This window comes from Streptomyces aureocirculatus, assembly GCF_000720475.1.
Classification (GTDB): domain Bacteria; phylum Actinomycetota; class Actinomycetes; order Streptomycetales; family Streptomycetaceae; genus Streptomyces; species Streptomyces aureocirculatus.
In genome coordinates, this window is record NZ_JOAP01000010.1 from 37,250 (window position 1) to 61,680 (window position 24,431).

Annotated in this window: 19 protein-coding genes; 6 read left to right on the forward strand and 13 right to left on the reverse strand. The window is 73.8% G+C overall.

All coding sequences use genetic code 11. The features are described 5' to 3' along the window. Positions 1 to 318 precede the first annotated feature (318 nt). Together IG78_RS0111715 and IG78_RS0111720 are read right to left on the reverse strand one after the other, a co-directional pair. The gene (locus IG78_RS0111715; RefSeq protein WP_030561951.1) at positions 319 to 1,482 is read right to left on the reverse strand and encodes an NAD(P)/FAD-dependent oxidoreductase; all 1,164 of its coding nucleotides are present in this window, start codon (positions 1,480 to 1,482) and stop codon (positions 319 to 321) included. Between the two features lie 76 nt (positions 1,483 to 1,558). Continuing rightward, positions 1,559 to 2,956, reverse strand: a complete 1,398-nt coding sequence (locus IG78_RS0111720; RefSeq protein ID WP_051852549.1) for an aminopeptidase P family protein — start codon at positions 2,954 to 2,956, stop codon at positions 1,559 to 1,561. Between the two features lie 206 nt (positions 2,957 to 3,162). Between IG78_RS0111720 and IG78_RS0111725 the strand changes: the two genes are divergently transcribed. Further along, entirely contained in the window at positions 3,163 to 5,526 is a 2,364-nt protein-coding gene (locus IG78_RS0111725; protein WP_030561955.1) for a collagenase, read from the forward strand. A gap of 17 nt (positions 5,527 to 5,543) precedes the next feature. On the opposite strand, the gene IG78_RS0111730 is transcribed toward IG78_RS0111725, so the two are convergent. From IG78_RS0111730 to IG78_RS0111755, 6 genes are all read right to left on the reverse strand, one after another. After that, positions 5,544 to 6,764 (reverse strand): glycosyltransferase, encoded by a 1,221-nt coding sequence (locus IG78_RS0111730; protein ID WP_030561957.1) that lies wholly within the window; start codon positions 6,762 to 6,764, stop codon positions 5,544 to 5,546. A gap of 153 nt (positions 6,765 to 6,917) precedes the next feature. Next, positions 6,918 to 7,154, reverse strand: a complete 237-nt coding sequence (locus IG78_RS0111735; protein WP_030561961.1) for a phosphopantetheine-binding protein — start codon at positions 7,152 to 7,154, stop codon at positions 6,918 to 6,920. Between the two features lie 5 nt (positions 7,155 to 7,159). Continuing rightward, on the reverse strand, positions 7,160 to 7,792 hold the full coding sequence (locus IG78_RS0111740; protein ID WP_030561963.1) for an isochorismatase family protein: 633 nt from the start codon (positions 7,790 to 7,792) through the stop codon (positions 7,160 to 7,162). A 26-nt stretch (positions 7,793 to 7,818) separates the two neighbouring features. Then, a complete protein-coding gene (locus IG78_RS0111745; RefSeq protein ID WP_078968707.1) occupies positions 7,819 to 9,627 on the reverse strand; it encodes a (2,3-dihydroxybenzoyl)adenylate synthase in 1,809 nt (602 codons plus the stop codon). Next, positions 9,624 to 10,832 carry an isochorismate synthase DhbC gene (dhbC, locus tag IG78_RS0111750; protein WP_030561968.1) on the reverse strand — a complete coding sequence of 403 codons (1,209 nt, stop codon included), beginning with the start codon at positions 10,830 to 10,832 and terminating at the stop codon, positions 9,624 to 9,626. The genes IG78_RS0111745 and dhbC overlap by 4 nt, the downstream gene beginning before the upstream one ends. Positions 10,833 to 10,951: 119 nt before the next feature. Beyond that, complete coding sequence (locus IG78_RS0111755) at positions 10,952 to 11,797, reverse strand: 2,3-dihydro-2,3-dihydroxybenzoate dehydrogenase (protein WP_030561969.1); 846 nt, start codon at positions 11,795 to 11,797, stop codon at positions 10,952 to 10,954. A gap of 106 nt (positions 11,798 to 11,903) precedes the next feature. On the opposite strand from IG78_RS0111755, the gene fhuB reads away from it, so the two are divergent. Further along, the gene (gene fhuB, locus IG78_RS45635; RefSeq protein ID WP_225882011.1) at positions 11,904 to 14,426 is read left to right on the forward strand and encodes a Fe(3+)-hydroxamate ABC transporter permease FhuB; all 2,523 of its coding nucleotides are present in this window, start codon (positions 11,904 to 11,906) and stop codon (positions 14,424 to 14,426) included. A gap of 71 nt (positions 14,427 to 14,497) precedes the next feature. Beyond that, positions 14,498 to 15,718 carry an enterochelin esterase gene (gene fes, locus IG78_RS0111770; RefSeq protein ID WP_030561971.1) on the forward strand — a complete coding sequence of 407 codons (1,221 nt, stop codon included), beginning with the start codon at positions 14,498 to 14,500 and terminating at the stop codon, positions 15,716 to 15,718. 57 nt (positions 15,719 to 15,775) lie between these two features. Here the strand turns inward: fes and IG78_RS0111775 are convergent, their stop codons facing one another. Next, entirely contained in the window at positions 15,776 to 16,420 is a 645-nt protein-coding gene (locus IG78_RS0111775; protein ID WP_030561973.1) for a LysE family translocator, read from the reverse strand. 93 nt (positions 16,421 to 16,513) lie between these two features. Continuing rightward, positions 16,514 to 17,599 (reverse strand): helix-turn-helix domain-containing protein, encoded by a 1,086-nt coding sequence (locus IG78_RS0111780; RefSeq protein ID WP_030561975.1) that lies wholly within the window; start codon positions 17,597 to 17,599, stop codon positions 16,514 to 16,516. Between the two features lie 98 nt (positions 17,600 to 17,697). Between IG78_RS0111780 and IG78_RS0111785 the strand changes: the two genes are divergently transcribed. Beyond that, positions 17,698 to 18,975 (forward strand): MFS transporter, encoded by a 1,278-nt coding sequence (locus tag IG78_RS0111785; protein ID WP_078964914.1) that lies wholly within the window; start codon positions 17,698 to 17,700, stop codon positions 18,973 to 18,975. Between the two features lie 44 nt (positions 18,976 to 19,019). Beyond that, entirely contained in the window at positions 19,020 to 20,186 is a 1,167-nt protein-coding gene (locus IG78_RS0111790) for a cation diffusion facilitator family transporter (protein ID WP_078964925.1), read from the forward strand. Between the two features lie 5 nt (positions 20,187 to 20,191). Here IG78_RS0111790 and IG78_RS0111795 read toward each other — a convergent pair whose 3' ends face one another. Further along, the gene (locus IG78_RS0111795) at positions 20,192 to 21,661 is read right to left on the reverse strand and encodes an aspartate aminotransferase family protein (RefSeq protein WP_078964912.1); all 1,470 of its coding nucleotides are present in this window, start codon (positions 21,659 to 21,661) and stop codon (positions 20,192 to 20,194) included. An 87-nt stretch (positions 21,662 to 21,748) separates the two neighbouring features. On the opposite strand from IG78_RS0111795, the gene IG78_RS0111800 reads away from it, so the two are divergent. Then, positions 21,749 to 22,663 carry a LysR family transcriptional regulator gene (locus tag IG78_RS0111800; protein WP_030561984.1) on the forward strand — a complete coding sequence of 305 codons (915 nt, stop codon included), beginning with the start codon at positions 21,749 to 21,751 and terminating at the stop codon, positions 22,661 to 22,663. A 112-nt stretch (positions 22,664 to 22,775) separates the two neighbouring features. Here the strand turns inward: IG78_RS0111800 and IG78_RS0111805 are convergent, their stop codons facing one another. Beyond that, positions 22,776 to 24,215, reverse strand: coding sequence for a DHA2 family efflux MFS transporter permease subunit (locus IG78_RS0111805; RefSeq protein WP_030561986.1), 1,440 nt, complete (start codon positions 24,213 to 24,215; stop codon positions 22,776 to 22,778). Next, positions 24,212 to 24,430, reverse strand: a complete 219-nt coding sequence (locus IG78_RS0111810) for an MbtH family protein (RefSeq protein WP_030561988.1) — start codon at positions 24,428 to 24,430, stop codon at positions 24,212 to 24,214. The genes IG78_RS0111805 and IG78_RS0111810 overlap by 4 nt, the downstream gene beginning before the upstream one ends. Position 24,431 lies beyond the last annotated feature (1 nt).

The following is a 24,431-nucleotide window of genomic DNA, read 5'->3' on the forward strand; positions in this document are numbered from 1 at the left end:
CAGCACCGCGAGCGGACCCACTCACCGTCAGCGCGCATCCGGGACCAGACCCTCGGCAGGCACCAGGACCGGGCCCACTCACGGCCGGCACGCGCCCGCCGGGCCCGGGACAGGCACCGGAAGCGGGCTCGCTCGCCGCCGGCACGCGTCCGGAACAAGGACGCGGACCGGGGCAGACACCCGGAGCGGGTCCGCCCGGCGGCGTCGGCAAGCGTCCGGGCCCGGGGCCGAGCCAGGCACCAGGAACGGGCCCGCTCGCCGTCAGCAAGCGTCCGGGGCAGGGACCGGGCCAGGCACCGGAAGCGGGCCCGCTCGGCGTCAGCGGGCGTCATCGAACCGCTCCGGCCGGAGCGGCCGCAAATCGCCGCCGGGCAAGGGCGGCTCTTCCCCCGCCACCAGCGCCGCGATCAACGCCCCCGTGGCCGGGGCGAGCCCGATCCCCGCCCCCTCGTGGCCGCAGGCATGCAGCAGTCCGGGTGCGCGCGGATCGGCTCCGATGGCGGGCAGGTGGTCGGGCAGGTAGGGGCGGAAGCCCGCGTACGTCCGCAGCACCCGGACGCGGGCGAGCACCGGGAACAGCCGTGCCGCCCCCTGCGCGAGGCGGCGAAGGACCTCGGTGGAGAGGGTGCGGTCGAAGCCGACGCGCTCCCTGCTCGCGCCGATCAGGACCGGCCCCGCCGGGGTGCCCTCGACGACGGGTGACGTCTGGAGGGCGGCCGACCCGGAGGCCACGTCCGCGATGTAGTCCGCCGCGTACACCTTGCGGCGCACCACGCGCGGCAGCGGCTCGGTGACGAGCACGAAGCCCCGTCTCGGCTGCACCGGAAGGGACACCCCGGCGATGCGGGCGAAGTCGCCGCCCCAGGTGCCGGCGGCGTTCACGACATACGGGGCGTGCAGCTCCCCCGCCGGTGTCCGCACCCCGCGCACGGTGCCGTCGGCCCGCGTCAGCACGCCCACGACCTCTTCGCCCAGCCGCAGGCGCACCCGGCTCCCCGCCGCGCGCAGCAGGTGGGCGGCGGCGAGGGCGGGCTGGACCTGGGCGTCCTGCGGGTAGTGGTAACCACCGGCGAGGCCAGGGGCGAGGTGCGGCTCCAGGTCGTGGAGCCGCTCCCCCGTCACCTCCTGTGCCGTCACGCCTGCCTGCTCCTGCCGGTGGGCGAAGTCCCGCAGTGCGGCCAGACCGGTCTCCCCGGAGGCGACGACCAGGCCGCCCTTCGCCTCGTACTCGATGCGGGCGGGCAGGACGTCCGCCAGCTCCCGCCACAACCGGGCCGACAGAAGGGCGAGTTGGAGCTCGGGGCCCGGCTCCTTGTCGGAGACCAGGAGGTTGCCCTCACCGGCACCGGTGGTCCCGCCCGCGACCGGGCCGCGGTCGACCACGGTGACGTCGAGGCCGCGCCGGGCGGCGTAGTGGGCACAGGCGGCGCCGACCACTCCGGCGCCGACGACGATGAGATCCGAGGAACTTCTCGTGGGCACCTCAGTAATATTTCACATGGCACAGAGCTTGCCAAGGGATCTCACACACACCGCCCGCCCCGAGCCTCATCTCCCCTCATCTCCCCACATCGGAGCGCGTGTTCGTGCCCTCCTCGGCCAACTCCCCCATCCACGCCTCGATCCCGTCGGGCGTCCGCGGCAGGGCACCGGACAGCAGCCGCGCCCCCTCGGGCGTGATCACCAGGTCGTCCTCGACACGTACGCCGATGCCCCGCAGCTCGACAGGCAGCGTCTCGTCGTCGGGTTGCAGGTACAGGCCGGGCTCGACGGTGAGCACCTGGCCCGCTTCGAGGACCCCGTCGAGGTAGGCGTCCGCCCGCGCCTGTGCGCAGTCGTGCACGTCGAGCCCGAGCATGTGCCCGCTGCCGCACAGGGTGTAGCGCCGGTGCGCGTCCGCGTCCGGGTTCTTCAGGACGCCCCATTCGGTGAGTCCCTCCGCGATCACACGCATCGCCGCGCGGTGGAAGTCACGGAAGCGCGCGCCCGGCCGCAGTGCGGCGATGCCCGCTTCCTGGGCGGCGAGGACCAGGTCGTAGACCTGCCGCTGCACCGGTGTGAAGCGGCCGGACAGCGGCAGGGTGCGGGTGATGTCGGCGGTGTAGAGGCTGTCGGTCTCCACGCCCGCGTCGAGCAGCAGCAACTCCCGCGCGTCCAGAGGCCCGTCGTTGCGGATCCAGTGCAGGGTGCAGGCGTGCGCGCCGGAGGCGGCGATGGTCTCGTAGCCGGTGCCGTTGCCCTCGACGCGGGCGCGCAGATTGAAGACTCCTTCGATCCAGCGCTCACCACGCGGGTGTGCGAGGGCGTGCGGCAGGGCGCGTACGACGTCCTCGAACCCGGTGGCCGTGTGATCGACGGCGAGTTGGAGCTGCTCGACCTCCCAGGCGTCCTTGACGAGCCGCAGTTCACTGAGGGCCGCGGCGAGTTCGGCGTCGGTCACGGCGTCGCGTCCTGGCGGCAGCGTCGCCGGATCCCCCAGTGGGGCGCAGCGGATGCCCGTCATGCGTTCGGTCTCGGCGAGGTCGGGGCGGCGGCCGACCCAGAACTCGCCGTGGCGGCGGTCCCGGTAGAACCCGCTGTCGGTGCGCGCGGAGCGGGGCCGCACATACAGGACCGCTTCGTGCCGGTGCGGCCCTTCGGGTTCCAGGACCAGGACGTGTCCGGCCTGGTCCTCGCCGGTCAGGCCGGTGAGCCAGGCGTAGCCGCTGTGCGGGCGGAAGCGGTGGTCGCAGTCGTTGGAGCGGACGCGCAGCTCACCGGCGGGGATCAGGACGCGCTCACCGGGGAAGCGGGCGGACAGGCGGGCGCGGCGTGCGGGGGTGAGGGCGGCGGCGGGCAGCCGGATGTCGCCGGACAGCGGCGTCGACGCCCAGTTCCGAGCCATGGAGTCCTCGAACTCCCTGGATATCGGCAGGTCGTGGCTGACCGTGCGGGGCGTGGCGGCGGGTTCGTTCACGGGGGCTCCTTCGGGCACATTTCTCGGCGCCAGGGGGTTGTCAGTGCAATTTCACATTACTACTTTACGCATCACATGGCGGAGCGAGCCCTGTAGCTGACGGTCCCTCATATCGCCCTGCTGCAAGGCGTGTTCAGGCTACAAGCGGCCGCTCCGTACGTACGTCATCCGCACGGACTCTCTTCTCCCCCACTCAGGAGTGATCGGTGTACCAGCCGAAGAAGCCCTCAAGAACCCTGTGCAGATCGCTGCTCACCGCCGCCACGGCCGTCGTGCTGTGCGTCACGGCCACCGACGCCGGTCTCGCGGCAACGCGGGCACCGGCCGCCCCGGAGGCGGTGTCGACGCCTGCCGGGGCCCCCGGCCCGAAGCCGCACGACACGGTGGACCGCAGGGCCACGGCGCCCGAGCCCGCGGCCCGCACCCTCCCGGCGCCCGGCGGTCTCACCGGCGGCCGTGTCCCCGGCCCCCGCACCCCCGCCCCGAAGGCCGCCAAGGGCGAGGAGGTGCCGCGCGCCACCCTCGGGAAGACGGCCGTGCCCTGCACTCTCGACGGCGTCAAAGGGCTCTCGCCGGAGCGGTTCGCCGACTTCCTCGCCGCCGACGAGGTCACCGCGGACAACTGTCTGCGGACGCTGATCTGGACCTCGGACCAGCGCCTCGCGCCCGTCATGTCACGGGCCCACATCCAGGCCGTCGCCGACCGCGCGAACCGGCTCGCCGCCGGTCACGACGGAAGGAACGGCACGCATCTCCTGGAGATGTTCACCTATCTCCACGCCGTGGCCTACCACGCCTTCTCGCACGACGAGGTCGACATCTCCGACCCCGCGACGCTGGCCGCCATGCGCCGGTCCGTCGACGCGTTCGGCGCGGCCGCCCGCTCCTTCGACGTCACCCGCAGCAACGCCGAGACCCTGCGTGAGGCCCTCACCGCCGCGGGCGCCGAAGGCCTGCGCCAGCACCAGCTCCCGCTGGTCGAGCGGGTCCTGGCCACCATGGACGCCGCCCACCCGGACACCGCGAAGGACGCCTCCTGGGGCGGTGCGGCCCTCGCCGCGCTCACCCTCAACTACCTGGGCGTCTACCCCGGCAACCAGGACGCCGCGTTCCGCGCCGCCGTGGCGGCCTCCCCCTCCTACCGTGCCGCCTTCAAGGCGTTCGCCGGTCACACCCATCTGAAGGGCTCGGCTAACGCCTGGGTGGTGCGCGACGCGCTCAGCGAGTACGGGCGCATGGGACAGATCGACGCGCTCCGCGGTGAGATCGTCGCGGGGCTCGGCCCGCTCCTCGCCGCCACGGCCCGCAACTTCGGCGAGCTGAGCGCGCCCTGGGCGAAGGTCGCGACCTGGCTGAACGAGTTCGAGGCCTGCGCGCCCCACCGGGTGTGCAGGACGGACATCGACAAGCGCCTCTTCCCGCACACCTACGCGTACGGCAAGAAGGGCGCGAACGACCTGCGCGTGCGCAGCAGTCTCTCCCGGAACACCGTCGACCAGCTCTACTACGCGAGCACCCAGGTCAAGGCGCAGTTCCACCGCGTGCTCGGCACCCTCGAACCCCTGCCGGGCGACACCAACTCCACGCTCAACATCGTCCTGTACGCCTCCCGGGCCGAGTACGAGAACTTCCAGCCGCTCCTGACCGGCCTGAGCACCGACAACGGAGGCATGTACATCGAGAAGGGCGCCACGTTCTACACCTATCAGCGGCGCGTCCCACAGGACTCCTCGCTGACGCTGGAGGAGCTGTTCCGGCACGAGTACACGCACTACCTCAACGGCCGCTGGGCGGTGCCCGGTTCCTTCGGCGAAGGCCCCTGGTACGAGGGTGACCGGACCACCGCGATGGACGAGGGCACCGCGGAGTTCTTCGACGGCGCGACGCGCGACGACGGGATCAAGGTCCGCAAGTCCCTCGTCAAGGGCATCATCGCCGACACCGCCGACGGCAGCCCGCGCATGACGGTCGACCAGCTCCTGCACGCCACGTACGACGGCGACGGGTTCCGCTTCTACGACTACTCGGGCACGTTCTTCGAGTTCCTGTGGACCCAGAGGCCCGCCCTGCTCAAGGAGATGTACGGTCATCTGCGCGCCGACGACCCGGCGGCCTTCGACGCCTGGCGCGACCGGCTCGGCGAGGACGCGGGGGTGCAGCGCGCGTACGACGCGTTCCTCGACGAACAGATCGCCCAGGTCGACGACCTGTTCGTGCCCGACACCTCGTACACCCCCCTGGACGAGCTGCGCGACACGTCCGCCGGCCAGGTCCGCGCCTCCTTCACCGCCACGACCGGCATCACGCCGAAGTGCGCCGCCACCGGGTCGCAGGACCGTCCCCGCTTCGAGTGCGACGGCCGCGTCACCGCGACCCTCAGCGACTCCGGGAGCCCCGACCGGGTCTTCAAGGACATGTCCGGGACGGTGGACTACTTCATCCTCGAACGGGCCGCGAAGGGCGACAACAACCTGACCGACATGAACTGCTCGTTCGGCGAGGTGGACATCTGGACGGACGGCCGGGCGGGGTCGTCCGCCTTCAACTGCGAGGGCCCGCTGCGCCGCTGAGCGTGTACGCGCGTGCCTCAGCAGGCCGCGAGGGCCGCGGCCACCGGGGCGACCGCGTCCTCCGTCGAGAGGCGGGACGCCAGGGTGCGGGCGCGGGACCGGTAGGAGGGGTCCTTGGTGACACGGACCAGGGCGTCGGTGAGGCGGGCGGTGGTCAGTCGGCGCAGGGGCAGCGCGCACGGCGCGGTGCCGAGGGAGGTGAGCCTGGCTGCCCAGAACGTCTCGTCGAACTGGATGGGCACCGGCACGGCGGGGACACCGGCGCGCAGCCCGGCGGCGGTCGTGCCCGCGCCCGCGTGGTGGACCACCGCCGCCGTACGCGGAAACAGCAGGCTGTGCGGCACCTCGTCGATGGTGAGGATGTCGTCGCCGGTGGCGGACAGACCTGCCCAGCCCCGCTGGATCACACCGCGCAGGCCCGCGGCGCGCAACGCGCCCACCACCTCGGCGCAGAGGCGGTCGGGGTCGGGGACGGTGGCGCTGCCGAGGCCGACGTAGACCGGTGGCGGGCCCGCGGCGAGGAAGTCCTCGAGTTCGGTGGGCAGTCGGCCGGTGTCGTGCGGCCACCAGTAGCCCACGACGTCGAGGCCGGGGCGCCAGTCGTGGGGTCGCGGCACGATGTGCGGGCTGAAGCCGTGCAGGACCGGCCACCGCCGGTGTTCGTGGGCGCGGCGTGACGCCGCGAGGGTACGGGGCTGGAGGCCGAGTTGCTTCCTCAGGTCACGGGCGGTGTCGTGGAAGATCCGCTCGATGACGGTGAGGGCCGCGTGCCCGGCGAGGCGGTTGCCGGTAGGGCCCAGGGAGCGCGTTCCCGTCATGGGGGGCGGGAACGCGCCGGTGGGATAGAAGGGCTGGAGGTGCACGCCGACGCTGGGAAGGCCGAGCCCTTCGGCGATGGTGCAGCCGAGGGGCGCCACCGCTCCGGACAGCACGAGCGCGTCGCTGTTCCGGGCGGCCTCCAGCAGGCCAGGTGCCAGCTCCGTCGCCGCGTCCTTGGCCATCGCCATGACGCGCAGCAGCTTGCCGGGGCCTGTGCGGCTGCGGTGCAGGTCCTGCCCTCGTCGCGAGTGCAGTTCCGCCCGCGGGTCGACGGGCAGGGCGTGGAAGCGGACGCCGGAGCCCGCCGTCAGCTCCGCGAACCTCGCGTGCGTCACCAGGGTCACCTCGTGCCCCGCGGCGACGAGCCCCGCCCCGAGCCCGGTGAAGGGGGCCACGTCACCTCGGGAACCTGCAGTCATGATCGCTACACGCACGGTGCCCAGTATGGCGACATCGGCGCCGCGGGGTAGGAGAAACGCACGGACGTGGCCGGACCACCTCGCCCCGGGAGGGGCGGGAGTCACCCCGGGACGCGCCGGAGCCGCCCCGGGGCCGGGACCCCCGCGCCCTCGTCAGGCGGTGAGCCCGAGCAGCGCCGCCCACGCGTCCACGGCGGGCCGCTCGGCGAGGTCGGTGAGGGCCACCTCCACTCCGTACGTTTCGCGCCAGCGGCCGACCAGCGTCATCAGGCGTACGGAGTCGAGGCCGTAGTCGATGAGGTTCTCGTCGAGGGGGATGTCGTCGGGCTCCTCGCCGAGTACGTCGGCGATGTCCTCACGGAGCTGCTCCAGGGTCAGGGTCGCGCTCACGGTGGTCAGTTCCCTTCGAGGACGGTGTCGGTGGTGGTGACCACGGCGCAGCGTCCGGCGGCCCAGCGCAGCGCCATCGCGTGGTCGTCGGCGGAGAAGTCCGCCACGGCGTCGGCCACGACGAACGCCTGGAGGTCCCGCGTCCAGGCGTCGGCCGCCGTCATCAGGACGCCGATGTGGGCGTAGATCCCAGTGATCACCAACTGGTCGCGGCCGAGGTCGCGCAGGTGCTCCTCCAGGCCCGTGCGCACGAACCCGCTGTACTTCCACTTCGTCAGGACCTTGTCCCCGGGCCCGGGGGCGACGGCGTCCGCGATGGCCGCGGCGTGCGCGTCGTCCGGCAGCCCCGAGCCCCAGAAGTCCTGCTGGAGACCGCGCTGTTCGGGCGTCTGGCCGCCGGGCTGCGCGGTGTAGAGCACCGGGACGCCGAGTGCGGCCGCGCGCTCCTTGAGGGTGCGTACGTTGGCCAGGAGCTCCGGCACGGGCGCGGCGTCGGCCTCGTACGCGGACAGGAAGTAGTTCTGCAGGTCGTGCACGAGGAGCACGGCGCGTGCCGGGTCGACCGTCCAGTCGACGCGGTTGCGGGGCAGCTCGGCGGCGGCGGGCAGGGGGTAGGAGCTGATGGCGGGCAGGGCCATGGTGCTGGGCTTTCCGTTCGGGTGGGTCAGGGGGTGCGGGGGGTGCCGGACTCGGCGGTGGCGGTGGCGGCTGAGCGGAGGTCCTTCTTGGAGATCTTGCCGACGCCCGTCTGCGGGAAGGCGTCCACGAACTCCACGCGGTCGGGGACCTTGTAGGCGGCGAGGCCACGTTCGCGGACGAAGCGTTTGACGGCGACGGGCCTGAGCGGCTCCGCGCCGGCCCGCAGGATCACATAGGCGCAGGTGCGTTCGCCGAGGTACGGGTCGGGTTCGCCGACGACGTTGGCGTCGTGGACGGCGGGGTGGGCCAGGAGGTGGTTCTCGATCTCCTCGGCGGCGATCTTCTCTCCGCCGCGGTTGATCTGGTCCTTGGCCCGGCCCTCGACGACCAGGTGGCCGGTGGGGGTGAGCCGGACGATGTCGCCGGTGCGGTAGAAGCCGTCGGCGGTGAAGGAACGCGCGTTGTGCTCGGGGGCGTTCCAGTAGCCGCGGATGGTGTAGGGGCCCCGGGTGAGGAGGTGGCCGGTGGAGCCGGTGGGCAGGTCGTTGTCCTCGTCGTCGACGACGCGTATCTCGTCGTCCGGCGAGATGGGCCTGCCCTGCGTGGTGACGATGATCTCCTCGGGGTCGTCGAGCTGGGTGTAGTCGACGAGCCCTTCGGCCATTCCGAACACCTGCTGGAGCGTGCAGTTGAGCGCGGGCCCGACCCGGCGCGCCGCCTCCGCGCTGAACTTGGCGCCGCCCACGAGCAGGACCTGGAGGCTGCCGAGGTCGTGCGCCGTCGTCGCGGCGGCCTCGGTCCACACCAGGGCGAGCGGCGGCACGAGTCCGGTGATCGTCACGCCTTCCCGCTCGATCAGCGGGAACGCGGTCTCTGGGGCGGGCAGCGGGCAGAGCACGACCCTGGCGCCCGCGTACAGCGCGCCGAGGGTGCCGGGCGAGGACAGCGGGAAGTTGTGGGCGGCGGGCAGCGCGCACAGGTAGACACTGTTCTCGTCGACGCCGCACAGTTCGTTGGAGCCCCACAGCGAGTACAGGTAGTCGTCGTGGGTGCGCGGGATGAGCTTGGGCACGCCGGTGGATCCGCCCGACAACTGCAGGAAGGCGAGGTCGTGCGGGGCGGGACCCGTCAGGTCCACGGGCTCCGCGGAAACGTCGGCCAGCGCCTCGAACTCCCCCGGCTCGCCCTGCGCCACCCACACGTGCCGCAGGGTCGGCACCTCCGCGCGCACCCGGGCGGCGAGGGCGCGGTAGTCGTAACCGCCGTGTTCGGCGGCGATGACGTAGGCGGCGGCCTCGGTGAACCGGCAGAAGTAGGTGATCTCCGTCTCGCGGTGGGCCGGCAGGGCGAACACCGGCAGCGCCCCGATCCGGAAAAGGGCGAAGATCACCTCGAAGAACTCGGCGATGTTGGGGAGTTGCACGACGACGCGGTCGCCCGCGGTGATGCCGCGCGCGGTCATCCCCGCGGCGAGCCGGTCGGCGCGGGCGTCGAGTTCGCCGTAGGTCCAGCGGCGGTCGGTGGCGGGGTCGACGATCGCCACGCGCCCGGGGTGGGCCGCCGCGCGCTCGCGCAGCATGCCGCCGAACGTCTCGCCGCGCCACCAGCCCGCGGCGCGGTAGCGCTCGGCGAACTCGGCGGGCCAGGTGGGGGCGCCGCCGTCCGGGCGGGTGAAGGTGCCCGCGGGGCCGGTGGAGGTGCCGCCGCCCGGGCGGGCCGAGGTGCCCGCGGGGCCGGTGGAGGTGCCGCCGCCCGGGCGGGTGGAGGCGCCCGCGGGGCCGGTGGAGGTGCCGGGGCCGGTAGGGGTGCCGGGGTCGGTGGAGGCGGTGCTCACAGCTCGGCCCCCACCGCGGCGAGGAAGGTGCGGAACTTGGCGGCGGTCTCCGCGGTCTCGGCGTCCGGCTCGGAGGCGGCCACGACGCCCGCGCCCGCGTACAGGCGCAGGGAGTTCTGCTCGGCCTCCGCGCAGCGGATGGTGACGACCCATTCGCCGTCGCCCGACGCGTCGCCCCAGCCGACCATGCCGGTGAAGAAGCCGCGGTCGAAGGGCTCGCTCTCGCGGATGACGTCGCGTGCCGTCGCGGTCGGGGTGCCGCACACGGCCGGGGTGGGGTGCAGGGCGCAGGCAAGTTCGAGCGCGGAGGCGCCGGGGCCCGCGAGGGTACCGATGACGGTGGTGGACAGGTGCCACATGGCGGCGGTGCGGATCAGCGTGGGCTTCGCCGGGACGGTCAGGTCCGTGCAGTGCGGTGCGAGTGCCTGGTGGACTGCGTCGACGACGACGGCGTGCTCGTGCAGGTCCTTGGACGACTGGAGCAGCGCCGCGGCCCTGCGCACGTCCTCGGCGAGGTCGTCGCTGCGCGGGACGGAGCCGGCGAGGGGGTTGGCGATCACGCGTCGGCCACGGCGGGAGACCAGGAGTTCGGGGCTCGCGCCGATGAGGGTCCTGCCGGGTCCTGTGGGCAGGGCGAAGGTGTAGCCGCCGGGGTCGCGGCGGGCCAGGCGCTGGAGCATGGCGGGGACGTCGAGGGGTTCGGCGCAGTCGAGTTCGAGGGTGCGGGCGAGCACGACCTTGCTGAACTCCCCGCGCCACATGCGTTCGACGGCGGCGGCCACGGAGGCGCCGTACACCTCGGGGGCCGGAACCTGCCGGATGCGCCAGTCGGCGCGCGCCGGTGCCTCGGCGGGCAGCGCGATCAGCGGGTCGGCGGCGAGCGGCGGTGCGTCGCGCAGCGACTGGGGCACCGCGAGTGCCGCGGGGGCGCTCTGGTCGAACGGCACGGCGCCGACGACGACCGGGGACGCGGCGCCGTCGGCGCGCGCCCGGTCGAGGGTCTGGGCGACGCGCGCCGCCAAGGGTCTCTCGTCGTGCGGTACTTCGCTGTGCACCCCCTGGCCGAGCAGGGTGCGGGTGGGTGTGCCGAGGAAGCGCTCGCCAGGACGGTGGTCGGCGAGGAGCGCGGTCGCCGCGCCGACGGCGGGGTGGGCCGGGTCGGCGAGGGCGGGGACGTGCGTGGCGACATCGGGTGCCGTCGACACCGGGGGCTCCGTTTCTCTCCCGGCCCGTGCTCCACGGGGAGGCACGGCCGCGAGTGCGGGGGTGGGTGGGGTGCACGTGCGGCCTGTCGGGTGCGGGCCGCGTGCGGAGGGGCGGGGCGTCACCGCAGGGTGGCGCCGCCGTCGACGTACAGCTCCTGCATGGTGATGTGCCGCGCCCGGTCGGAGGCGAGGAACAGGACCGCCTCGGCGATGTCGTCCGGGGCGGCGATACGGCCCAGCGGGATGCCGGTGCGGAAGGAGGCGGGGTCGCCGTCGATGACGCGCTGCGGGGCGGTGGCGTCGGTCCACAGGGCGCGTTGCATCGCGGTGTCGGTGGAGCCGGGGGCGACGATGTTGCAGCGTACGCCGCTGCGGGCGAGTTCGAGGCCCAGGCACTTGGTGTACATGGCCGCGGCCGCCTTGGAGGCGGCGTACGCGGCCATGCCGGTGCGGGGCACGCCGGCGGCGTTGGAGCCGACGGTGACGATGCTGCCGCGGCCGCGTGCGGTCATGCGGGCCGCGACGGCCCGGGAGGTGTGGAAGACGCCGGTGGTGTTCACGGCGAAGGTGTCGGCCCAGTCCTCGTCGGTGAGTTCGGCGGCGGGTCCGGGGCGAAGGATTCCGGCCACGTTGACGAGGATGTCGAGCGGGCCGTGCGTGCGCTCGACGTCATGCACGACGGTGTCGACCCTCGTGGCGTCGGTGACGTCCATGACGTGTGCGGTGATGGTGCCCGGCGGTCCCGCGTCGTACGTTGCCGGGTCTCGGGGCCGGTCGGCGGCGCTGCGGTCGGGGGCGCCGGTGCTGCGGTCGAGGGCATCGGCGGTGCGGTCGGTGGCCACGACGTGGGCGCCCTCGGCGGCGAGCCGCCGTGCCACGGCCGCGCCGATCCCCTGCCCGGCTCCGGTGACCAGGGCCGTTCTCCCGGCCAGTTCCGCGCCAACGCCGGATATGTGTGCGGACATGAGCAGCTCCCCCCTCTTTCTTAGGTAAGCCTAACCTAAACCAGTCACGACATGATCCGGGACAGCCCGCAACGGGCGACATGTTTGGTTAGGCTAACCTCACCTCATGCAGTCGCAGCACATGGGCACACCGCAGCTCACCGCCGAAGAGGACCCGTCGGCGGGGCAGTTGACCGAACCGCCCCCGCGGGGGCCTGATTCGGCCAACTCCACCTCCGCCCCTCCTTCGGCGTACGGCCAGGACGCCGACCGGCGCAAGGTCCGCGTCCGGATCGCCGTACTCGCCGTGCTCCTCCTCGTGCTCGGCGCCCTGTCGCTGTCCGTCGGCGCCGGTGAGGTGGGCGCGTCGGGCGCGCTCGACTATCTCCTGGACCGCGGCGGCGCCCGCGCCGACCCCCGGCTCGCCCTCGTCATCGGCGACTTGCGGCTGCCCCGCACCCTGACCGCCGTCCTCGTCGGCACCGCCCTCGGTGTCGCCGGATGCCTGCTCCAGGCCGTCACCCGCAACCCGCTCGCCGAGACCGGTCTGCTCGGCGTGAACGCGGGCGCCTCCCTCGGCGTGGTCGCCGGTATCGCCCTGCTCGGGCTCGACTCCGGATTCGCCTATCTGGTCTGCGCGTTCACCGGTGCCGTGGCCGCCAGCGCCCTGGTGCTCCTGATCGCCGGGCGGGGCGGCGGCTCGCCGATGCGCCTGGTGCTCGCGGGCTCCGCGCTCGGCGCCACCTTCGGCGGGCTCACCAGCGTGATCGTGGTGAACTCCGCCGAGACCTACGACCGTTTCCGGTTCTGGGTGCTCGGTTCGCTCGCGGGCGTCGAGGGGTACGGGGAACTGGCCAGGCTCGCACCGGTCCTCGGCGTCGGCCTCGTCGTCGCCGCTCTGGTCGTGCGCCCGCTGTCGGCGCTCGCCCTCGGCGACGACCTGGCCCGCGGCCTCGGCCACCGCCCGTCCGGCACATGCACCGTCGTCGCCGTCGCCGTCACCCTGCTCACCGCGGCCGCCGTGGCGCTCGCGGGTCCCATCTCCTTCCTCGGCCTGGTCGCGGGCTTCGCGGCACGGGGCCTCGCGGGGCCGCGGCTGCCCGCCCGCCTCGTGCTCGCCGGGCTCGTCGGCGCCGGTGTCCTCACCGCCGCGGATGTCACCGCCCGGGTGGTGTCCCGCCCCTTCGAGGCGCCGGTCTCCGTGATCGTCGCGCTCATCGGGGCGCCGGTCCTCATCGGCATCGTGCGGTCCAGGCAGCTCGCGACGATGGGCATGACCGAACCGGCCACGGAGGAGGCACGGGGCCGCGGGAAGCGACGGTTCGCGTCCGCCCGGGGCGGCTTCCGCTCCCGCGGGGAGCACACCACGGGCGCCCTCGGTGCCACCTGCCGCACCGGGCCCACCGGCAGCACTGGCACTGTGGGCAGCACTGGCACCACCGGCATCAGTGACACCACCGGCACCACCGGCACTGCGGGCAGCACTGGCACCACCGGTAGCACCGGGCCCACCAGCAGCACTGACACTGCGGGCAGCACTGACACCACCGGCACCACCGGCGCCGACCACACCGCCGACACCACCGCACCCAGCCTCCCCCCGCGCCCCCACCGCCCCGACGGCCTCACGGTGCTGCGCGGCGGACCGGTGTCGCTGCTCGTCGCGCGCCGTCCCGCGTTCGCCGCCCTTGGCCTCGCGGTCCTGCTCGCCGGTGCCGTCGTGCTTTCCGCGTACGCCGGGCAGAGCGACATGGGCGTCTCGCGCACCTTCCACGCGGTCCTCGGCCAGGGCGACCGCTTCGACGTACTGCTCGTACAGAAGTTCCGGCTCGGCCGGATCGTCGCCGGGCTCGTCGCGGGCGCCGCCCTCGGCCTCGCGGGCTGTCTCACCCAGACCCTGGCCCGCAACCGCCTCGCCACCCCCGAACTCCTCGGCGTCAACGACGGCGCCACCGCGGCCGTCCTGCTGTCCGCGACGCTCAGCGCGAGCGGCACGTTCGGGGCCTGGTGGGCGGGGCCGCTCGGCGCGCTCGTCGCCGTGATCGTGGTGACCGCGGTGTCCGGCGGCGCCGGGCAGCGCGGCTACCGTGTCCTCGTCGTGGGCCTCGCGATGTCGGCGCTCGCCTCCGCCGTCACGCAGGTGGTGCTGTCCCGGCGCTCCCTCAACTCCGCGAGCTCCCTGTACGTCTGGACGTCCGGCAGCCTCAACGGACGCGGCTACACCGTCGCCGTACCGGTCCTCATCGGCCTCGCCGTCCTGATCCCGGTCGCCCTGGCCGTCGCCCGGCATCTGGCGGTGCTCCGCTTCGACGACGACACCGCCGCCTCCCTCGGCGCGGGGCCCGCCCGCACCCGGGCCGTCTGCCTGCTCCTCGCGGTGGCCCTGGCCGGGCTCGCCGTCGGCGTCTGCGGGCCCGTCGGCTTCGTCGCCCTGGCCTCGCCGGTGATCGCCTCCCGGCTCGCCGGACCGCTGCGGGTGCCGCTGATCGGTTCGATGCTCACCGGGGCGCTGCTCGTGGTCGTCGCCGACACGCTCGGACGGATCGCGTTCTCCGGCTCCGAACTGCCCGTCGGCGTCGTGACGACCGTCCTCGGCGGGCCCTTCCTGCTGTGGGTGCTCCTTGGCCGTTCCGCGGCCACCCGTGTCTGACGGCACCCCGTCGACGCCCCCCTCCGTCACTCCCCGAGCCGCCCCGAGCCGCCCCCGAGAGGTACTCCCCCATGACCGAAGACACCCCGAGCCCGCTCCTGCGCACCCTGCGCCAGGCCGTCCGCGCCCAGGTCCCCGCCGCGGAGGCCGAGTTCTGGCTGCGTGTACGGCGCACCGGCGCACCGCTCGTCGAACCCGACCCCGAGGGCGACCCGGACCACCGCCTCGTCACGTTCCTGTGGCGGGACGACCCGGCGCGCCCCGCCACCGACGTCCTGGCGCTTCTGCATACCGTCACCGACAAGGACCGGCACGCCGGTGATCTGACCGGCCATCTGATGCGGCGCGTCGACGGCACGTCGGTGTGGGCGCTCAGCCACCGTCTGCGCGCCGACCACCGCGCCTCCTACCAGTTCGTCACCGGGCACGGCACCCGTGCGGACCTGCTGCGCACCGACCGGGCGTCCTGGATCGCCACCCTCGACGCCGCCGTGCCCGACCCGCTGAACCCCGCGCCCGCCCTGCCCGCCCGCGAGGGCCGCTCCCCCGCCTCCGTCCTCTCCCTGCCGTACGCCCCGCCGCAGCCGCACACCGGCCGCAGGCCCGGCGTGCCCCGGGGCCGCGCGGTGACCGCCGACGTCGAAGGTCGCAAGGTCACCGCCCAGTTGCCGCCCGGCCACACACCGCAGGGCGGCCCGTACGCCGTCGCCGTGCTCCTGGACGGTGAGATGTGGGGGCCCGTGCTCGGCGTCGGCGATGTCCTGGACAACCTGCACGCGGACGGCGCGCTGCCGCCGACCGTGGCCCTGCTCGTGGACACGATGGCCCGCAGGCCCCAGGACCTGTCGTGCAGCGGGGAGTTCGTGGACTGGCTGGCGGACGTGCTGCTGCCGTGGGCGGCCGACCGGTTCGCGGTGGATCCGCGGCCGGAGCGCACGGTCGTGGCGGGGCAGAGCGCGGGCGGCCTCACCGCCGCGTTCGCCGTACACCGGCGCCCGGAGCGGTTCGGGCTCGCTCTGAGCCAGTCCGGTTCCTTCTGGTGGTCCGACGACGAGGAGATCGGCGCGGAGTGGCTCACCCGCCAGTACGCGGCCACGCCACCGCGAGATGTCCGGCTGCATGTCGAAGTCGGCGCCCAGGAGTGGCTGCTCCTCGCCGAGAACCGCAGGTTCCGCGACGTCCTCCGAGAGCGCGGATACGCAGTGTCGTACGAGGAGTTCAACGGCGGCCACGACTACGCCTGCTGGCGGGGCGGGCTCGCGACGGGACTCACACGGCTGCTCGCCGCATGAGCGTGCCGGTGTCTCCGACGCCGCCCACCGCACACTCGGCGGAACCAGCCACCTGCCCTACTCGGCGCGTCCCGTGGCCGCCACCGTCACCCCCAGGCCGATCATCGCGAGCCCGCCCGTGCCGCCCACCAGCGAAAGCCGCCGGTCGGACCGGGCGAACCAGGAACGGGCCGCCGCCGCGCCCAGGCCCCACAGGGTGTCCGTGACCAGGCCGATGGTGATCGGCACCAGGCCGAGGACCAGCATCTGGAGGGGAACGTGCCCCGCCGAGTGGTCGACGAACTGCGGCAGCACCGCGGCGAAGAAGACGATGCCCTTCGGGTTGGTGACGCCCACGAGAACGCCGTCGAGGACCGTGCGCAGATCTCCACGCCGCTCGCCCGGCGGCGCCTGCATGTCCGCCGCCCGCAGGTCCTTGCGGTGCCGGAACGCCTGCACGCCGAGGTGGACGAGGTACGCCGCACCGGCCAGCTTCACGCCCATGAACACCACGGCCGAGCTCTCCACCAGCGCGCCGAGCCCCCACGCCACCGCGACCACCAGAGCGTAGGAGCCGATCACGTTGCCGAGGACCGTCGCCAGGGCCGTGCGGCGGCCGTACGCGAGGGCCCTGCCGATCACGAACAGCACGCTCGGCCCCGGGATCACGATCACCAGGAGCGACATCGCCGCGAACGCGAGCATGCTCTGCGTGGACACCATGGGCGCGCCTCCTCCGTACACCTTCGCAAGCAGCGACCGTACACGGTCCGGCACCGTGGGCGCCCCTGACGACCTCATCGTCCGGGCGTCCCCTCAACGCAGCACGGCCGCCAGCAGATCCGTCCCCAGCGCCGTCAGGTCCGGCAGTTTGAGGGTGTAGCGGATGTAGCGGCCCTGCCGTCGTGCGGTGAGCAGGCCCGCGCGGCGGAGTACGGCGAGGTGCCGGGAGACCTCCGGGGGTGAGAGCTGCCAGGCGTGGGCCAGTTCGCCGGTGGTGTGCGGGCCGCGTGCCAGGGTGCGGAGGAGGCGCAGCCGCACCGGGTGGGACAGCGCGTCCAGGCGCAGGGTGACCGTTTCCAGCGGTACGGGCTCCGCGGGGCCCGGCTCGGCCACGGGGTACTGCACCACCGGCTGCCACCCGGGCGCGTGCACCACCAGCAGGTGGGGGCTGCCGAAGACGCTGGGGATGAAGGTGACGCCGGCGCCGTGGGCGGCGGTCGCCTTGTCCTGGAGTTTGTCCACGACGATGCAGTCGCCGTCCGGTGCCAGGGAGACGGCGCCGGAGACCGACGCGAGCGCCGCCCCGATGCCCCGGCGTTTCAGCAGGTCGTTCTTCAGGCGCAGATCGGTGGCGAGCTGCGCGGCGACGCCCGTCCAGGCGGTGTCGAAGAAGGCGTCGGCGCACTGTTCGAGGGTGTCGCGCACCCGTGACCGTACGGCGGCCGGGTCCGCGAGCAGCCGCTCCGCGAAGGCCTCCTGCCGTGGACCGCGGGCCTGCGCCAGGTCCAGGGCCCGCTGCCGAGCCGTAGCGTCGGTGAGCGGCGAAGGCGCGGGGGAGCGGGCCCGGCCGGTGCCGCACGTGGTGGCGAGGGCGGCGGTCACATACGTCTCGTCGTCGATCCGGTCCACGTCGTCCAACTCCTCGGCGAGGGTCGGCCGCGGCCGGGCGGGGAACAGGAAGTCGGCCTGTGAGGAACGCCAGAGGAACTCCGCCTCCCGCAACCGCTCGGCGAGATCCGGCCGCAGCCCGGCCCGGACGTCCCCGGCCCAGGCAGCGCGCTCCGGGTGGTGGCCGGGTTCGGCGAGCACGTGCAGCATCGCGGTCAGCTCGGCCAGCGGCGACGCGGCGAACCGCAGCCGCTCGGACGGCAGCCCGCCGATGTCGATCCTCAACGTCATCCCTCAATGATCACCGACCGGGCGCCCGGCGACGGCGTGGATTGACGGTGTCCGTCAATCCACGCGGCGACTTCGCGGGCCGAACACACCGTTGACGCATGCCGACCACCACCAAGATCCAACCCCGTGCCCTCGTCCGTGCCTCCGGTGGCCCCCGCTATGCCGTCGCCCTGGCCGTGGACGCCCTCGGCACCGGCCTTCTGCGTCCCTTCCTGCTGCTCTACGGGGTGTCGGTGCTGCGCCTTTCCGCGCCGGCCACCGGTGTCGCCATGGCGGTGGGCGTCGTCGTGGGGCTGGTGTGCATGCCCGCGGTGGGCCGGTGGCTCGACCGGGGCGCCCGCAGCACCGTGGTGGCGGCGTCGATGGTGGTGCGGGTCCTCGGCGTGGTGGTGCTGCTCGCCACCCCGGCGGGGCACGTCTGGCTGTTCGCGGCGTCGGCGCTCCTCCTCGGCGTCGGCAACCAGGCGTGGCCTGCCGCCCACGCGGCCCTCGTGGCCACGGTCGCCCACGGCAGGGAACGCGACACCGCGCTCGCGGGAGGCCGTGCCCTGCGCAACGCGGGACTCGGCGCGGGCGCGCTCCTCGCCACCGCGTGCCTGGCGGGCGGCACCACCGCGCTCCAGGCGCTGGCAGCGGTCACCGGGCTCGCCTACCTCGCCGCGGCAGCCCTGGCCTGGTCGGTCCACGTACACGCACAGCCCGCCGCCGCTGTCGCGGAGGGGGACGGCGGCGGGCCCGTGCCCCGGATGCGCGCGCTGCTCGCCGGCAACGTCATCTACGCCTTCTGCCTCAACGTCCCCGAAATCGCGCTGCCGTTGGTCCTTGTGACCCAGTTGCACGCGTCCCCGGTGTGGTCGGCGGCCATCTTCGTCGCCAACACGGTGCTGGTCGTCACCTTGCAGGTGCCGGTCACCGTCGCGCTGTCCCGCTTCTCCCGACGAGCCGTGCTCGCGCTCGCCGGGGTGGTGCTCGCCGTGTCGTACGTGGGCTTCCTCGCCGCCACGTCGCTGAGCCATGCCGCGGCCGCCCCTGCCGTCGCCGCGGTGTCCGTGCTCTGCACCGTCGGCGAGATCGTCTACGCGGGCAGCGCCACCGCCCTTGTCACCGCCCTCGCCCCGGCGCACGCCCTGGGCCGCACCCTCGCCCGCTTCGAACTCTCCACAGGCTTCGGCCTCGCCGTCTCCCCGGCAGCCATCACCACCCTCGCGCCCCACGGCCCGACCGCCCTGTGGGGCTCCCTCGCCACCGCGACACTCCTCTCCGCCGCGGCCGTCGCCACCGAGAAGGACCAGCACGTCCCGCCGCAGGACCAGCACGTCCCGCAGTCCGCGCCCGACCGTACTTGCGAGCGCATCGCACCTGGTCACGCGCGGTAGGACGGCTGTAGCCGCAATCGGATCCACGTGCCATGGTGGCGCGCATGGCAGCCAACCACCCTCGTCCGCACGGTCGTCACCCCGCGCGTCCCGAGCACCGGGGCCGCGACCACGAACACGGCCACGAACACGGCCACGAACACGGCCACGCACATGAGCCGGACCGGACCGACGGGTGGTGGGCGCGCCTGCGCCACCGGCTCGCGCACCTGGTCACGCCGCACCGGCACGAGGCCATGGACAAGGTCGACGCGGAGTTGGAGACCTCGCGTGAGGGGCTGCGCACGCTGTGGCTGTCCCTCGCGGTCCTGGGTGCGACGACCGCCGTCCAGGCGGTGATCGTCGCCCTGTCGGGTTCGGTCGCGCTCCTCGGCGACACGATCCACAACGCGGCCGACGCGCTGACCGCGATTCCGCTGGGCATCGCCTTCGTCCTGGGGCGGCGGGCGGCCAACCGCCGCTACACCTACGGCTACGGCCGCGCGGAGGACCTGGCGGGGGTCGCGATCGTCCTGACCATCGCGGCCTCCTGTGCCCTGGCTGCCTACGCGGCTCTCGACCGCATCCTCGATCCCCGTGACGTCACCCACCTGTGGGCGGTGGCCGCCGCGGCCGTGGTCGGGTTCGCCGGCAACGAGTGGGTGGCCAGGTACCGCATCCGCACCGGCCGCAGGATCGGCTCCGCGGCCCTGGTCGCCGACGGCCTGCACGCCCGCACCGACGGCTTCACCTCCCTCGCCGTCCTCCTGGGCGCCGGGGGCGCCGCACTCGGCTGGCGGCTCGCCGACCCCGTCGTGGGCCTGCTCATCACCGTCGCGATCGCCCTCGTCCTGCGCGACGCCGCACGCGCCGTACTCGGGCGGCTCATGGACTCCGTCGACCCCCGTCTCGTGGAGGCGGCCGAGGAAGCCCTGCGCGCGGTGGACGGCGTACGCGGCGTCGGGCAGGTCCGGATGCGCTGGATCGGGCACGCGCTGCGGGCCGAGGCCGACATCGTCGTCGACCCGCGGCAGACCGTCGTCGAGGCCCACGCCGTGGCCGTCGCCGCCGAGCACGCCCTGATCCACGCCGTGCCCCGGCTGACCGCCGCCACCGTCCACACCGACCACACCCCCGCCGACACCGACCCGCACGCCGGCCTCGCCCACCACCACCGCCGTCCCGCCCGGGCGACGACCGGCCCCGTCCACGGCGCACTCGACGGCGGCTGACCCACTCACGTCACGGCGCCGCCTCGGAGCGCAGCGCCGCTCTCCCCGATCGCCTGGTCCAGGATCGTCAGGCCGAGCGAGAGTTCCTCCTCCGTGGCCGTCAGGGGCGGTGCCATGCGCAGCACTCCGCCCATGCCGGTGAGCTGGACGATGTTCATGTGCAGGCCGAGGTCGAGGCAGCGCTGGGTGACGCGCGCGCCGAGATCGCTGGAGCTGCGCCCGGCCTCCCGGTCGACGACGAGTTCCACTCCGGCGAGCAGGCCGCGGCCGCGGACGTCACCGACGACGTCGTGGCGTCCCGCGATCTCGTCGAGGCCCCGGCGCAGGAACGTGCCGAGGGACCGGGCGCGCTCGTCCAGGCTGTCGCGCGTCAGGACGTCAAGGACGGTGTTGCCGACCGCGGCGACCAGCGGGTCCGCGACGTGCGTGGTGAAGAAGAGGAACCCGCGCTCGTGCGCCTCCTGCTCGATCTCGGCGCTGGTGACGACCGCCGCGAGGGGCAGCCCGGCACCGAGCGTCTTGGAGAGCGTGAGGATGTCGGGCACCACGCCGTCGCGCTCGAAGGCGTACCAGGTCCCGGTGCGGCACAGACCGGTCTGGGCCTCGTCGAGGATCAGGAGCATGCCGCGCTCACGGCACTTCTCCTTGAGGGCGGCGAAGTACCCGGCCGGGGGCTCGATGATGCCGCCGGAGCTGAGGATCGGCTCGACGAGGCACGCGGCGAGGCTGCCGGTCGACTGCGCGTCGATGAGGTCGAAGGCGAAGTCGAGCTGACGGCGCCAGTCGAGGGCGCCGTCGGGCGTGGTGAAGTCGGGCCGGTACGCGTTCGGGACCGGGATGGCGAAGTTGCCGGGCGCGCCTGGACCGTAGCCCTTGCGGCCCGCGCTGTACGTGGCGGACGCGGCCGCCTGCGTCATGCCGTGCCAGGACCGCGCGAACGAGACGATCTCGTGCTTGCCGGTGACCAGCTTGGCCATGCGCACGGCGGCCTCGTTGGACTCGGCGCCGGTCGTCAGGAGCAGCGCCTTCTCCAGCGGCGCGGGCAGCGTCTCGGCGAGCCGCCGTGCGAGGTCCACCACGGGGCGGCTGAGCATGCCGCTGAAGAGGTGGTCGAGGCTCGCGATCTGCCGCTGGACGGTCGCGACGATCTCCGGGTGGGAGTGGCCGAGGATGGCGCTCATCTGCCCGGAGGTGAAGTCGAGGAGCTTTCGGCCGCCCGCGGTGTACACGAAGCTGCCTGCGGCGCGCTCGATGATCTCGGGGGTGAACTCGGGTCCGTAGCGGACGAGGTGCCGCTCGGCGTCGGCCCAGAAGGCGTCGTCGGACGCCCTGCCCGTCCCGGTGGTCGACCGGGCGGTCCCGGCGGCCCCCCAGGCGGTGTCGCCGGACGGAGCGGCACTGGACGGAGCAGCACTGGAGCGGGCAGCGCTGGACGGAACAGCGGCGGACGGGGCAGTGGTGTGCGAAGCAGCCATGCGGCCGACGGTAGGTCGCACCCGAGCGACACGTCCATCTCACGATTCCGGCTTTCCTGTTCGGAAGAACCGCACAAGAATGGCGGGATGATGAATCCCTGGAGGCTGCGGCTGCTGAGCAGGCTCGACACGCTCGGTACGGTGCGGGCGGTCGCCCAGGCCAGCAATCTGAGCGCGTCCAGCGTGTCCCAGCAGTTGGCCGTCCTGGAGGCCGAGACCCGTACCCAGCTCCTGGAACGCTCGGGACGGCGGGTGCGGCTGACCTCCGCGGGGCTGATCCTGGCCCGGCGCGCGCGGGCGATCCTCGACCACATGGAGGGCGTCGAGGCCGAGCTGCGCGGGTTCGGCGAGGAACCGGCGGGACTCGTGCGCCTCGGGGCGTTCCAGAGCGCGATCCACACCATGGCCGTGCCCGCGGTGACGCGTCTCGCACGCGAGTATCCGCACCTCGACGTGCAGTTGCTGCAACTCGAACCGCACGAGAGCGTGCCCGCGCTGCGCGGCGGCGACGCGGACATCATCATCACGACCACGGACTTCGACGAGCTGCCGCTCGGCCCCGACGTCGACTTCGTGCCGCTGGCCACGGACTCGATCCTGCTGGTGGTGCCGCCCGGCCATCCGGCGGCCGGGCGCGGCGCCGTGGACCTCGCGCATTACGCGGACGAGGCGTGGGCGTTCGACATGCCGCAGTCGTACATGGCGAACCTCGCGCTGCGCCTGTGCCGCCAATCGCGGTTCGAGCCGCGGGTGGTGTGCCGCTTCAGCAACTACCTGCTGGCCCTTCAGCACGTCGAGGCCGGGCTCTCGATCACGCTCCTTCCCGACCTCGCTGTCGACCGCCGCTACCGCGTCGCCACCAGTGAGCTGGCAAGTCCCCTGACACGCACGATCACGGCGGCCGTCCGCCGCGGCTCTCCCCCTCGCGCGGCGGTACGGGTCGTGCTCGACGCCCTGCGCCACGGCCCGGAACTGCCGCTGCCGCGGCCGGAGCACGGGTGAGCGGTGGCCTGCGCGCGGCTTCGCCCGGTTCCGGTCATCGGCTGTGCGCGCGGCTCGTGGGCACGACGAAGGGCCCCGTGGTGCTGCCCGGGGCCCCTCCGTGTCCGGGCGGTCAGGAGTGCGCGGGCTCCTCGGGCCGGTCGGCCGGAACATCCTCGTCGTCCGGCGGCGGCCCCTGCGGCCGGGCCTGCGCAGGCAGCCGCAGCGCCACCAGGGCAGCGACGGCGACCAGCGCCGCCGTCCCCCACACCGCTGCCCGGAACGGGCCGGGGTCCGGTGCGCCGCCGAGGCCGCCGCTCCCGATCACCGCCGCGCAGACCGCGATGCCCGCGGCCCCGCCGAGGGTGCGCAGGATCTGGAAGAGGCCCATGGCCTGCCCCATGTCGGGCGGCGCGATCGAGTCGAATCCCGCGAGCTGGACGGTGAGGACGGCCGTTCCGAGGACCAGGCCGACCAGGAACATCAGCGCCCGTACGGACCAGGCGTGTTCGGCGACGCCGGCCACGGCGAGCAGCGCGAAGACGGCGGTGGCCAGGAGCAGTGCGGGCACGGCGAGGCGGCGGGGTCCGAGCCGTGGCAGGAGCCGGTCCACGACCTGGGAGGCCAGCATCAGGCCGAGGGCCTCGGGGAACACGCTGAGCCCCGCGTCGAGGGCGGAGGCACCGAGCGCGGCCTGATAGAGGAGCGGGAACACGAAGAGCACGCCCATCAGGCCCGCGGCGGTGAGCACCGCGAGGACGGATGCGGTGCCGTAGTCCCGGTCCGCGAACAGGCTCAGGCGCAGCAGGGGTTCCTCGGCGCGCCGCAGGTGGAAGACGGCGGCGACGAGCAGGGCCGCGCCGAGGACGGCCGCGGTGGCGACCGCGGGGCGGGTCAAGGCGTGCGAGGGGCCGTGTCCGAGGGCGTAGGTGAGCAGGCCGAGCGCCGGTGTCGCGAGCCAGAAACCGGTGCGGTCGAACGGGCCCGTGCCGCCCTCGACGTGCTCGCGCAGGCCGAGGACGCCGATGAGGAGCGCGGCGGCGCCGACGGGCACGTTCACGAAGAACAGCCAGTGCCAGGAGGCGTGTTCGGTGAGCAGACCGCCCAGCGGCGGCCCGAGTGCGGGCATGAGGGCGGTCGGGACGATCAGTGCCTTGGCCAGCTTGCCCCGCTCGTGCGGGGCGAATGTGCGGAACAGCAGGGTCATTCCGACCGGTGTCAGCAGACCACCGGCGAGGCCCTGCACCGCGCGGGCCGTGATGAGGGTGGGCAGGTTCTGGGCGAGCCCGCACAGGGCGGAGGCGGCGGTGAACACGGCGAGCGCGCCGAGGAACACCTTCTTGGTGCCGAGGCGGTCGCCGAGCCACCCGGCGACGGGCAGGGCGAGGGCCAAGGCTACGAGGAAGGCCGTCTCCACGGCGTTGGCGGCCGACACCGGGCGGTCGAAGTCCTCGGCGATGGTGAACAGGGCCGGGTTGACGATCGTGGAGTCGAGGCCGTTCATGCACATGGCGGCCACATAGACGGTGACGACGGCGGCTCTCGGGGAAGGACGTCGGATCGGGCTCGTCACCGGGTCAGTGCTCCGGGGGCCGCGGCGTGGGAGGTGACCCAGGTCAGGGCCTGTGTGCGCGAGCAGGGCCCGTACACCGTCGTCCAGCCGTCGGGCACGTCGGCGAACAGCGGCCACAGGGAGTGCTGCCCGCGGTCGTTGCCGAGTACGAGGAAGGTGCTCGACGGGGTGTCCGCGTCGAAGGGGTTGGCGGGGGCGTCCGCGGTCACGGCCATC